Below are 12,508 nucleotides of genomic sequence, written 5' to 3'. Positions count from 1 at the left end.
AACCGCCAGCATTGCCGGCGGTTTTTCTTTAGGCGTTAACCTTTATTTATCTCTTACAGTGAAGAGGTAAAGGTACGGGTAATCACGTCTTGTTGCTGCTCTTTGGTCAGCGAGTTAAAACGTACCGCGTAACCAGAAACACGGATGGTCAGCTGAGGATAGTTCTCAGGGTGCTCCATCGCGTCCAGCAGCATTTCACGGTTCATCACGTTGACGTTTAAGTGCTGGCCACCTTCTTGACCGCTTTCGTGATGGAAGTAACCATCCATCAAGCCTGCCAAGTTAGCGCGTTGTGCATTCTCATCTTTACCCAGTGCATTTGGCACGATAGAGAAGGTATAAGAAATACCGTCTTTGGCGTGGGCAAATGGCAATTTACCGACAGATGTCAGTGACGCAACCGCGCCTTTTTCATCACGGCCGTGCATAGGGTTAGCACCTGGGCCAAATGGCATGCCAGCTTTACGGCCGTCAGGCGTGTTACCCGTTTTCTTACCGTATACCACGTTTGAAGTGATAGTCAGGATAGACTGAGTAGGTACTGCGTCACGGTAGGTCTTCAGTGAACGGATTTTGTTCATGAAGCGCTCAACCAGGTCACAAGCGATTTGGTCAACGCGCTCGTCGTTGTTACCAAATGCTGGGTATTCGCCTTCGATATCAAAGTCGATTGCAATGCCGTCTTCGTCACGAATTGGCTTCACTTTGGCGTATTTAATCGCGGCTAATGAGTCAGCTGCCACCGAGAGGCCAGCGATACCACATGCCATGGTGCGATACACATCACGGTCGTGGAAGGCCATCAGTGCCGCTTCATAGCTGTATTTGTCGTGCATGAAGTGGATGCTGTTTAGGGCAGTGACATACTGCTTAGCCAGCCAGTCCATTAACTGATCCATGCGGTCCATGACTTTGTCATAGTCCAACACTTCGTCAGTCATTGGCGCGTGTTCAGGCGCAACTTGGATTTTCAGCTTCTCGTCAATACCACCGTTGATGGTATAAAGCAGGGTTTTCGCCAAGTTGGCACGGGCACCGAAGAATTGCATCTGCTTACCAACAATCATTGGCGAGACGCAGCACGCAATCGCATAGTCGTCATTGTCAAAGTCAGTGCGCATCAGATCGTCGTTCTCGTACTGGATAGACGAGGTGTCGATAGAGACTTTGGCACAGAACTTTTTGAAGCCTTCAGGCAGCTGCTCAGACCATAGCACGGTGATGTTTGGCTCTGGGCTTGGTCCCATGGTGTATAGGCTGTTTAGGAAACGGAAGCTGGTACGTGAAACCAGTGGACGACCGTCAACACCCATACCGGCAACAGATTCTGTTGCCCAAATTGGGTCACCAGAGAAGAGGTCATCATACTCAGGCGTACGTAGGAAACGCACCATGCGCAGCTTCATCACGAAGTGATCGATCAGCTCTTGGGCTTGCTCTTCAGTCAGCTTACCCGCCGCGATATCGCGCTCTACATAGATATCGAGGAAGGTAGAGGTGCGGCCAAGCGACATGGCGGCACCGTTTTGGGTTTTCACTGCACCCAAGTAACCGAAGTATGTCCACTGAATCGCTTCTTGCGCGGTTTCGGCAGGACGAGAAATATCACAGCCGTATCTTGCGGCCATTTCTTTCAATTGACCCAGTGCACGATGCTGCTCTGCAATTTCTTCACGCAGTTGCATGGTCATTTGCAGATCTTCGCCGTTTTCGAATTTCTCTTGCAGCGAGTCGAATTGGGCTTTCTTGTCTTTCATCAAGAAGTCGATACCGTATAGCGCAACGCGACGGTAGTCACCGATGATACGGCCACGGCCATATGCATCAGGCAAACCGGTCAACACGCCAGATTTACGGCACTTCATGATTTCTGGGGTATAAATATCGAAAACGCCTTGGTTGTGGGTTTTACGATATTCGGTGAAGATTTTCTTCACTTGTGGGTCAAGTTCGCGGCCATAGGCGTCGCATGAACCTTGAACCATGCGGATACCACCATACGGAAGCATCGCGCGTTTTAGCGGCGCGTCAGTTTGTAGACCAACAATCTGTTCCAGATCTTTCTCGATGTAGCCGGCGTCGTGAGACGTCAGGGTAGAAACCACAGACGTATCAAAATCAACCGGTGCATGCGTCGCGTTCTCTTGCTTGATGCCTTCCATCACGCGCGCCCACAGTTTGCGAGTGGCGTCAGTTGGCTCAGAAACTAGGAATGATTCGTCGCCCTCGTAAGGGGTATAGTTTTTCTGGATGAAGTCACGCACATCAACTTCTTTGCTCCAGTTACCTTCAACAAATCCTTCCCATGCATTGGAAACGTGCTCAGACATGTTGCACCTACCTGTACTCTTTTCAAAAAGATATGTATTGGGACCAGGTTCAGTCATCGTATTTGTCAGTATGGCTGACGCCTGCGACCCATCGATTTATCCGGATACCCCGCCCGAAAGCGGGGCAATGTTATTACAACAAAGATGGAATGCCGGGAATCATTCCGACTGCCAACATGGCAGCAATACAAATGATCACTGTGGCGGTTGGAATCACCAGACGGTCAACGGTAGAGAGCGTTGTTGGGCGCTCTTTATCACCGATAAGGCCGTTGTTGTCCAAGAGCATAGTGACTGCCCAACCAAAGACTGGATTAACAGCCATGGAGGCGAAAATACAAATACCCGCTGCTTGGCTCGACTTGGCGTCTTTCACCATCTGCATGCCTGCTTCAAGCAAGGGCAGGAACACACCCGATAGCAGCGCGATAGTCATCACTGGTGGCCAAGTGGCGACATCCATAGGGTAGCCAATCAAGGCAACGGCAATACATAACAGACCCAGTACAATGGCACCGCCAGGAATGGGTCGACGCGCAATCGCCGCCGGAATCATGTAGGTTCCCCACGATGAGGTGATGTTACCGCCACCCACAGAGGCACCAACCATTTGACGGATAGAACAACCTGTCATGGTGTCATCCACGTCCATCAATACTTTTTCGGCTTTCTTAGGATAATTTAGTTCCTGGAAGATACGGTGCCCAAGAAAATCTGGTGACCACATCGCCACGGCCAGCAATGCAAACGGCAAAGAGGCAAGGAAGTGCGACAGGTTTGGAAGGCCGAGTTGCCAGCCTTGCTCAGTCGAACCCCACCAGTATACCGGATTAAGGTTAGGCACGCCCGGTTGAGTGACGAACTCCAGTGAAGAGCCAGCACCCAGCGCGGTAGCAATTAATCCGCCGGTGACCGCACACACAGGAATCGCGAGCCAGCGTTTACCGATGCGCGCCAAGAAGGCATAGATCACGATTGAGACGGCGAGAATTAAAATGGAGATATAGCCCATATCAATCGCCGCGCCCCATGCGAGCAGACTCTCAATCTGACCTTTTGCGCCACCAAAGCCGAGGAAGATCAGCAAGCCACCGGCGACCCCTTGACTGGTCAAGTTGACTAATTTGGAGCCACCTTTTAGATAACTGAGTATCAGGCCAAAGGCACCAATCAGGATCCCCAATGCCAATGGGTGAGCACCTGCTAACGCGATGGTACCGATCAGTGGAATCATAGGCCCATGGTTGCCGGCCAAGTTGGCGCGTGGGTTAATAAACCCGCACAACAGGACACAGAACAGAAGCGCTGGGATAAGCATTTCTACCCGAGCCACTTCTACGGCAAACGCTTTACCCAAGGTGATGTGATCCCAAGCAGCGGTTAAACCGTCCGCCCAAGACATCATCACTGCAGAGTACATGGCGATAATGCCGATGGTACCCGCTAGAGCAGGGACAAGGTCTTCGATTTCAAAACGGAAGTCACGGCCAGGCAGGTTTAAGCCCCAACGGCGCGGACGCATAATTTGTAGTTCGTGATTCAGGTAGTCAGCGCGGGAGGCAAATGAAGAAGCCGGCTTGTGCTTCTTTTGGTATTCGCTCTTTTCTTCGTGACTCACACTGCGGTCTTGAGCATGTGTTGCCATAATTTCCTCGTCGTACAGAAAGCAAACGCTTTCGAAACAGTGGCTTAGCCAGTCTTTATGTGTTGTTAACGCTGGCCTTATGGCCGTGTTCTGTTTCGTTATCAGCATGCTAACAACAGGGTGGGCGTAGAATGTTGACTTAGATCATTACCGTGTAATTTTTTTACGTGCTACGCCCACTTGAGCCGCGGTTTTTGCCCCTGAGTTGCCCCTCTCATCACCGATAAATCCGTATTCGTGTAATTTAATTACCATTTAAGCCGATGAATATGTGCTACAAAACAGCAAGATAAACGCGCCCGATGTAAAGCGGGCGTGGTGTCATCTTGAATCTGGGTCAATAAATAAAGACAGTCACTGCGCGCTCGCTGTAGTGAATAAAAAAGATAGGTTATAGTCGATATATTGTCCTCTAAAAATGGGTCCTTATGGTGCGCCGATTGTTCCGCCTTGTTGTGTGTCATCCAACGCCGATGTGTGTCTTCCGTGGCCTGATTTTGAGCCTGGTATTGTCCAGTCCATTAATGGCGGCACCGGCCGTGGATATAGGCACAGTAAGCGCTGCTATTCAAAACGGCGACTATCAGCAAGCCTTGTCGCAGGCTGAAGGCATTTTGGCACAATCAGGTGAGCAGTCGTTTACAGCGCCTGAGCGTGCTGAGCTGCACCGCTTGAGAGCCATTGCCTACTTGTACCTTGATCAGCGCGCCGAAGCGTATCGCGCATATCGTCAGGCGTTGACACTGAACGGCCTTAGTAAAGAGAGTGAAGCGGATGCCTTAACTGCCGTGATAAGTTTGGCGTTTCGTGTTGAGCAGTATGAGGAAGTCCTCAACTATGCTCGCCAGCTTCGTGATAAGCACACACTGCAGCCGACCTCTGCTCGCTTCGCGATGCAGGCTGCTTATGCCCTGTCTCGTTTCGACGTGGCGATTGAGTATGCGCGCCAGTTGAAAAAGCTCGGTGCGGAGGATGCATTTATCCTGCAAACCAAAGGACTCAGTGAGATGGCGCTATCACGCTTTAAGGCGGCGGCAGCGACATTCGATAAGCTGGTCAATCAACCCGATGTGGCTGCTCGTTGGTTAGAGCAGGCCGCACGCGCCCACGCCAAAGCTGGCTCACACCAAACGGCGCGCCAGTATTTAGCGCGTGCCAATGCTGACATTGCCCTTTACCGAACACTCTCCGCTGCACAAATGGAGCAGGGGGCCTCACAGCAGGCGTTGCTGTATTGGCAACAGGGTTTACAACAGTTAACCCGGCTACCTACCCGTGATGAGCAGTTATTTTTGGTGCAGTGTTTGATAAAAACAGGTCAGCGCGTAGCGGCGTTAAACCGGATCAGTGAAGTGAATTTGAGCGAGCCAGATAAGCAAACGCTCAAACTACAGGTGATGTTAGCGTATCAGCTTAATCATTGGCAGGAAGTGATTGATACCGCGCAAGTGGCGCTCTCTTATGGCCTGAAAGATGATCGTATGCTGTGGCAGTGGTTATCCATCAGTGCGATTAAAGCTGGGGACTATGCACTGGCAGACTATGCACTAGAACAGTGGGAGGCGCGTGATCCTACCGGCCTTGCCGAGCGCTGGCGTGACACCTTAGAGCTGCTTAAAGCGAAGCGCGCGAAACGTCGCGACGCGCGACTGTCTTAAGGGTTAGAGACTGCCTACTTTAAAATCATCACTGTCTTTTTTAGTGGGCGTTTAACTATGATGTTCACAGTTTTGTTACGCACCGCTGATCGCATTGAAATGAAATAAATTGCACGTCTATCCCCTCCAACGCTAATTTTTGTCAGCTTTCACGATAAAAATAACCAGCTTTCTTCAAGTTAACTTCTATACTTACCTCGGTTAAAGCCGGTTTAGTGCGGCTAATGGCTGACAAAGCAATTGTTGGTTTTTTCAGCAGTAAATTTTACGATTGACTTTTTATGCAGTAATAGTGACTATAATGAATGCACTTTAAAGGTTAACAAAATGTTGCTCATTGCGCTGGGGGGTGATATTTTCAAATCATACTCAGTGCATTTGGTGCGCTAAAAACACAAACACAACAGATTTCACGGACGACAGGAGTTAGCGCATGACGGATGCTGTGGCGCTACAGGTAAAATCACTAAAAAAAAGCTTTGGGCAGCATCAAGTGCTCAAAGGTATTTCCCTCGACGCCCACCGCGGCGACGTGATTTCCATTATCGGCTCTTCCGGTTCCGGCAAGAGCACCTTTCTTCGCTGTATCAATCTGCTGGAAACCCCCACGGGCGGTGAAATTTGGGTCAATGGTGAGTTGATCAAAATGAAAAACAACCGTGCTGGTGAACCCGTCCCCGTCAGTGACAAGCAAGTGCAACGCATTCGTTCGCGTCTGGCGATGGTGTTTCAAGGATTCAACCTTTGGTCGCATATGACGGTGCTGCAAAATGTTATCGAAGCGCCCGTGCATGTGCTAGGTGTGCCTAAGGCACAAGCGATTGAAGAAGCAGAAGCGTTATTACATCGCGTTGGGCTATATGAGCGCCGCGACTACTACCCAGGCCATTTATCCGGTGGTCAACAACAGCGTGCGGCGATTGCGCGTGCACTCGCCGTCGAGCCAGAAGTTTTGCTGTTTGATGAGCCAACCTCCGCGCTGGACCCTGAATTAGTAGGAGAAGTGCTGGGGGTGATGCGCTCACTGGCCGAAGAAGGGCGCACCATGTTGGTGGTTACCCACGAGATGAGCTTCGCGCGTGATGTGTCTAACCATGTGATGTTCTTGCACCAAGGATTAGTGGAAGAGCAAGGCAACCCGAAAGAGTTGTTTGATTCGCCAGAATCAGAGCGTTTGCAGCAGTTTATCTCATCGATTTACTAATCTATTTATCATAAATATCAATAGCATAACCATGCAATAGGGCGCAGCCCTGACAACATCGTAAAAACGACAGGAGACAGGAAGATGAAAAAATGGCTAGTTGCCGCCGCTGTAATGGCCGCGGTTGGGTCAACCTCCGTAGCAGCCAAGGATTGGAAGGTCGTACGTTTCGGTATCGAAGGGGCCTATCCTCCATTTAGCTGGACCACCAACGAAGGCGAGCTGAAAGGCTTTGATGTGGATATGGCTAATGCGCTCTGCGAAGAGATGCAGGCAAAGTGTAAGATTGTGGCGCAGGATTGGGATGGCATTATTCCATCACTGCTGGCACGTAAATACGATGCCATTATCGCCGCGATGTCCATTACCGAAGAGCGTAAGCGAAAAGTTGACTTCACCAACAAATACGCGCTGATCCCCAATAAATTTGTGGCTGAAAAAGGCACTGATCTGACCTTTACTAAAGAGGGCTTAGAGGGCGTTAAAATTGGTGTGCAGCGCGCGACCACCCATGATAAATACCTGACTGATAACTATGGCGATTCGGTGGATATCGTCCGTTACGGCACCTTTGATGAAGCCTACCTGGATCTAAAAGCAGGCCGTATTGAGTCAATCCTTGGCGATGCGTCGGCACTCCAACAAGGGCTGCTCGACAAAGAGGGGGGTGACGAGTTTGCGTTCATTGGCCCGTCACTCACTGACCCTGAGTGGTTTGGTGAAGGCTTTGGTATAGCGACACGTAAGCAAGACAAAGAACTGACCAAGAAGCTTAACCAAGCGATCGATTCGTTGCGTGAAAAAGGCGTGTATGACGAGATTGCTGCCAAGTACTTTGACTACGACGTTTACGGCGAGTAATAGGCAGGCGGGCAGCATGAAAGTGCTGCCCGATTCATATGATTGATTTGAAAGGTTACGAGTGGTCCCTGCTTGAAGGCGCATGGGTGACCCTTCAGGTTGCGCTGCTCTCGTTAGGTCTTGCCATGTTGCTGGGTATGCTGGGCGCACTGGCGAAACTCTCCAAATTTGGTTGGCTGCGCGGGATAGCGACTGTGTATACCACGGTGATACGCGGCATCCCTGATCTGGTGCTGATGATGCTGATTTTTTACGGCGGGCAAATGCTGCTAAATAACAGTTTGTACGGCATCAATGAGTGGTTAAACGAGTACATGGCCGATCAAGATCCCAATCATGATTGGACGTCCTATTTGCCCGATTACATCGATGTCAGCCCATTTATCGCCGGGATCCTAACCATCGGGTTTATCTTTGGCGCTTACATGGCGGAAACCTTCCGTGGCGCTATCATGGCGGTGGATTCAGGAGAGATGGAAGCGGCACGTGCCTATGGGATGAGCAGCAGTTTAGCGTTTCGCCGTATTCTGTTGCCGCAGATGATCCGACATGCGCTGCCAGGCTTTGGCAACAATTGGTTGGTACTGCTTAAAACCACCGCGCTGGTATCGATCATTGGCCTTGACGACATGGTGCGTAAAGGGGCATTGGCGGCGGGATCCACCCAAATGCCATTCACTTTTTACTTTACCGTCGCACTGATTTTCTTGCTCTTCACCAGCATCTCGACCACGGGACTGCGCTGGATGGAGCGCCGTTTTAGTATTCACACGCGGTAGGTGACCATGGATTTTTCTCTTGTACTCGAAACCTGGCCGATATACTTAGACGGCCTTTGGACCACCGTATGGCTGGTCGCCTCTGCGTTGGTGATTGGCTTAGTGGTGGCGGTGCCAGTGGCGGTCGCGCGTAATGCACAATTGCCTTTATGGCGCTATCCCGCGTGGGCGTTTATCTATTTTTTCCGGGGTACACCGTTGCTCATTCAGTTGTATCTGATTTACTACGGCTTAAGTCAGGTAGTAAATGTTGAAGATACCTTGTGGCAGAATGCTTGGTTCTGCGCCTTGGTGGCCTTTGTACTCAACACAGCTGCTTATACAGCGGAAATCATTCGTGGCGCGATTAATGGCTTACCGAAAGGGGAAGTCGAGGCGGCGATCGCTTATGGCATGAGCCCTTATAAAGCCTTTTCGCGCATTGTATTGCCCAGCGCGATGCGACGTGCGTTACCGGCGTACAGTAACGAAGTGGTGTTTATGCTCCACGGCTCAGCGGTGGCAGGGATTATCACCATTGTCGATTTAACCGGTGCCGCGCGGATTGTTAACTCGCGCTATTATGCGCCGTTCGAGTCGTTTTTGACTGCGGGGGCGTTCTATATGGCCCTGACATTTAGCATCCTTTGGATGTTCCGCTTAGCAGAGCGCCGCTTCCTGCGCCATTTAAAGCCGCTTAGCTAATTGGGCTCAATCTCAAATAAAAAACGCCGCAGTGTCATCTGCGGCGTTTTTTATCCAAAGCGTATAACTTGGGGCTTACTTAAAGGTCGCCCAAATCGGTGCGTGATCTGATGGCTTTTCAATCGCACGAAGCTCGTAGTCAATGCCAGCATCGATGCATTGGCTCGCTAGATCTGGGGTGGCCAGAATCACGTCAATACGCAGGCCGCGGTTATCGTCAAAGCCGCGGGAGCGGTAGTCAAACCACGAGAACTGATCGTTCACGCTAGGATGCAGGGCACGGAAGGTGTCAACAAATCCCCAATCCATCAGGGTGCCCAGCCACTCACGCTCTTCGGGCAAGAATGAGCACTTGCCAGTGCGTAGCCAGCGTTTGGCGTTTTGCTCGCCAATACCGATGTCATCGTCTTTCGGGCTGATATTGATATCGCCCATCACGACCAGCTGTTCACTCGGGTCACGGCCGGCTAAATAGGTCATCAGGTCTTGATAAAACTTACGCTTGGCGGGGAATTTGGTTTCATGGCTGCGGTTTTCCCCTTGCGGGAAGTAACCGTTGAGCACAGTAATTGGCTTGCCGTTTTCGTCTTCAAAAGTCGCCATGATCATCCGGCGTTGCGCGTCCTCATCATCAGTGGGAAAGCCTTTTTGTACGCTGATAGGGGACTTCTTACACAGCATTGCCACGCCATAATGGGCTTTTTGGCCATGAAAGTGCACTTCATAACCCATGGCTTCGACGTCAGCAAGGGGGAAGGCGTCGTCATGAACTTTGGTTTCTTGTAACCCGATCACGTCAGGTTGATGCTTTTCAATCAAGGCTTGCAATTGATGCAAACGAGCACGAATACCATTGATATTGAATGAAATGATTTTCACGTTTGAGGCTGCCTTTGTTGTCTTGTTAATAGCAAGACACTTTACCAGCTTCGTTCAATGAACGGAAAGGCGGCCTCTATTTCTACCGGTTATGGAAACGCGCGATATTGTCTAAGCGTTAGTGCGCGAGAGCAAACTCACCCAAGCATTCGCCTTGGCTAAAAATAGTGCCAAGCTCGGTGCTGGGATCAAACTGTAGCGTCGGTTGGGATAATGTCGGTAGGCGATGGAGCAAGTGCTTGAGGATAATATCCCCATTAAATTGATGAATCGCGACCTGCCAGTTGGCAAGGTTAGGGAGTGAAAAGTTAACTATCAATGGCGTTCCTTACTGTTTTAGTTGTGTTGTGAGACGTTTTCGTTTGTGTTTGCGTACGGCGTAAATGATACCAGTGACGCAGTCTGCCGTTAGTGGCGGCCATATATTATCTCCATGAGTTAAATGATTATTGCTCTGCCCTCAGTGGTTATCCATCATGGGCCGAATGAATGCGTCGGCCTCTTTAGGGTGAGCGATCACCATCAATACAGTGATACCCACCAATGAGTGATAGCAAAAGGGGGGGGGTTAACGGGTTATCAATCTCGGAAAAAAGCGAAAGTGGATTGCTGCAGAGAGTCTATGCGGGAAATAGCGTGGTCTGTCTCGACTTTGACTTGATGTCTTTTGGTGCTCCGTATCTAGAGCTTTAGTCACACTACAGCATTTTATGCGGATGTAAAGGGCTTTTTAGAAACCCGGTGCCTTTATGTTTCGTGTTCGACTCAATCGGCAAAGAGCGTTTGAATGGCTTTCGAAAATTTCGAATGTTGACAAATTTTCGAATATTTCAGATACTGAGCAGTACATAGGCTTATACCGCCTGAAATCGAAGCCGAGAAAATACGATGAATATGACAACACTGCCAAGTGCCGAAGAAATCACACTGGCTAAGCTTAGTAGCCAAGCGTTATCAGCCGTTATAGAAACCAATGGTGAAGCGCAAAAAATTCATGTCGTCGATAAGTCTGGTCAGAGTCATGAAGTCACTATTCCATCAAGTGCGTTAAACATGATGATCGAGGTGCTAACTCAATTAGGCCATGGTAACTCAGTGAGTATTACACCCATTCAGGCCGAGCTGACCACGCAAGAAGGGGCTGACATGCTCAATATGTCTCGCCCTACATTTATTAAGCTGCTTGATGCCAACGAGATCCCATATAGTCGCAAAGGTAACCGCAGGAAGGTGGCTTATGCTGATTTGATGGCGTATAAGAATCGCTTAGAAGAGAAACGGCTAGCAGCACTTGCTGAACTATCAGCGTTAGATCAAGAAATGGATATGGGGTATTGATGACATCCTATACGGTAATTTTAGACGCATGTGTTATGTACCCCGCGCCGCTTCGTAGCTATTTGATGTATTTGTCCAACACGGGGTTATTTAGAGCACGATGGACAGAACAAATACATGATGAATGGATCAGAAACCTCCGCAGAAACAATCCAGATGTCGATCCAGAACGGCTAGCAAGAACCAGACAATTGATGAATGCGCATGTACCTGACTGCTTAATTGAAGGATATGAGCCATTAATAGACGGGTTAACGTTATCTGATGTAGATGATAGACATGTCGTTGCCGCTGCCATTAAAGGGCAAGCAGAGTCTATCATCACCTTCAATTTAAAAGACTTCCCTTCAGAGGCACTTGATCCACTTGGTTTATCTGCCATACATCCAGACGAATTCCTATGCGACATGTTTGAACTAGATAGCAGCGCATGCGTTAAGGCAGCTCAACAACAAAGACGTGCCTTGAAAAACCCACCGATGACTTCAGATGACTTTTTAGCCTGTTTGCAACGGCAAAAACTGCCTAGCTTTGTCTCAAAGCTAAGAAGCTTCAGCTGCATGCTTTAGTCGAGTTTGTTCATCAATATTAAGCGTCAGTGCTTGTCTAGCGTTATACCTATCACGCAACGCTCAGTGAAGGTTGCTTGGTAAAGCCGAGTTATCTTTAAAAAGTTATGTCAGGCTGCAGACGAGGCTATTGTTTTCAATTGGCTATCATGGCTCAGTATTTTAATTGACATATGAAAAAACATATATATGATTTTCCATATATAAAAAGCGCGGATGATCTCAATGTGTGACACCCTAACGTTTTACAAAGCCTTATCCGAGCCCACTCGGCTGACCTCTTTATTGCTGCTATCTCAGCATGGTGAGTTATGTGTATGTGATCTGATGGAGGCGTTAGCCCTAAGCCAACCAAAGATTTCTCGGCATTTGGCGGAACTACGTAAGCACCAATTGGTTGTCGGAAAGCGTCGAGGAAAGTGGGTCTATTACCGGTTGCATCCAGCTTTACCGGAGTGGATGCACGGTATTTTACTGACCACGGTAAAACACAATCCTGCTATGTTGCCGGCTTTCGAACCAATGGCCTTAAGCCTGACTTGTTGTGAGGAAAACCAATAA

12 protein-coding genes are annotated in these 12,508 nt (G+C 49.4%); 8 read left to right on the top strand and 4 right to left on the bottom strand.

What is annotated here, in order from left to right:
* Positions 1–53 precede the first annotated feature (53 nt).
* A complete protein-coding gene (gene pflB / locus BZG74_RS01275) occupies positions 54–2,330 on the bottom strand; it encodes a formate C-acetyltransferase (RefSeq protein ID WP_077771003.1) in 2,277 nt (758 codons plus the stop codon).
* Positions 2,331–2,463: 133 nt separating this feature from the next.
* A complete protein-coding gene (locus tag BZG74_RS01270) occupies positions 2,464–3,975 on the bottom strand; it encodes a DUF3360 family protein (protein ID WP_077771002.1) in 1,512 nt (503 codons plus the stop codon).
* 428 nt (positions 3,976–4,403) lie between these two features.
* Here BZG74_RS01270 and BZG74_RS01265 point away from each other — a divergent pair, with 428 nt between their 5' ends.
* The 5 genes from BZG74_RS01265 (at position 4,404) to BZG74_RS01245 (ending at position 9,161) form a co-directional block, all read left to right on the top strand.
* Positions 4,404–5,633 (top strand): tetratricopeptide repeat protein, encoded by a 1,230-nt coding sequence (locus BZG74_RS01265; RefSeq protein ID WP_077771001.1) that lies wholly within the window; start codon positions 4,404–4,406, stop codon positions 5,631–5,633.
* A gap of 433 nt (positions 5,634–6,066) precedes the next feature.
* On the top strand, positions 6,067–6,837 hold the full coding sequence (locus BZG74_RS01260) for an ABC transporter ATP-binding protein (RefSeq protein WP_069361038.1): 771 nt from the start codon (positions 6,067–6,069) through the stop codon (positions 6,835–6,837).
* An 84-nt stretch (positions 6,838–6,921) separates the two neighbouring features.
* A complete protein-coding gene (locus tag BZG74_RS01255) occupies positions 6,922–7,698 on the top strand; it encodes an ABC transporter substrate-binding protein (RefSeq protein ID WP_046073646.1) in 777 nt (258 codons plus the stop codon).
* A gap of 38 nt (positions 7,699–7,736) precedes the next feature.
* Positions 7,737–8,477, top strand: a complete 741-nt coding sequence (locus tag BZG74_RS01250) for an ABC transporter permease (protein WP_077771000.1) — start codon at positions 7,737–7,739, stop codon at positions 8,475–8,477.
* 6 nt (positions 8,478–8,483) lie between these two features.
* Complete coding sequence (locus BZG74_RS01245) at positions 8,484–9,161, top strand: ABC transporter permease (protein WP_077770999.1); 678 nt, start codon at positions 8,484–8,486, stop codon at positions 9,159–9,161.
* A 75-nt stretch (positions 9,162–9,236) separates the two neighbouring features.
* Here BZG74_RS01245 and xthA read toward each other — a convergent pair whose 3' ends face one another.
* Both xthA and BZG74_RS01235 read right to left on the bottom strand, forming a co-directional pair.
* A complete protein-coding gene (gene xthA / locus BZG74_RS01240; protein ID WP_077665957.1) occupies positions 9,237–10,040 on the bottom strand; it encodes an exodeoxyribonuclease III in 804 nt (267 codons plus the stop codon).
* Positions 10,041–10,158: 118 nt separating this feature from the next.
* On the bottom strand, positions 10,159–10,359 hold the full coding sequence (locus tag BZG74_RS01235; RefSeq protein ID WP_077456687.1) for a hypothetical protein: 201 nt from the start codon (positions 10,357–10,359) through the stop codon (positions 10,159–10,161).
* Positions 10,360–10,934: 575 nt separating this feature from the next.
* On the opposite strand from BZG74_RS01235, the gene BZG74_RS01230 reads away from it, so the two are divergent.
* The 3 genes from BZG74_RS01230 (at position 10,935) to BZG74_RS01220 (ending at position 12,508) form a co-directional block, all read left to right on the top strand.
* Entirely contained in the window at positions 10,935–11,378 is a 444-nt protein-coding gene (locus BZG74_RS01230) for a helix-turn-helix domain-containing protein (protein WP_077770998.1), read from the top strand.
* A complete protein-coding gene (locus tag BZG74_RS01225) occupies positions 11,378–11,947 on the top strand; it encodes a PIN domain-containing protein (protein WP_077770997.1) in 570 nt (189 codons plus the stop codon). The genes BZG74_RS01230 and BZG74_RS01225 overlap by 1 nt, the downstream gene beginning before the upstream one ends.
* Positions 11,948–12,172: 225 nt before the next feature.
* Positions 12,173–12,508, top strand: coding sequence for a metalloregulator ArsR/SmtB family transcription factor (locus BZG74_RS01220; protein WP_077770996.1), 336 nt, complete (start codon positions 12,173–12,175; stop codon positions 12,506–12,508).

The sequence above is a fragment of the Salinivibrio sharmensis genome, from assembly GCF_001995985.1.
Lineage (GTDB): Bacteria > Pseudomonadota > Gammaproteobacteria > Enterobacterales > Vibrionaceae > Salinivibrio > Salinivibrio sharmensis.
This window is presented reverse-complemented; position numbering and strand designations above follow the sequence as displayed.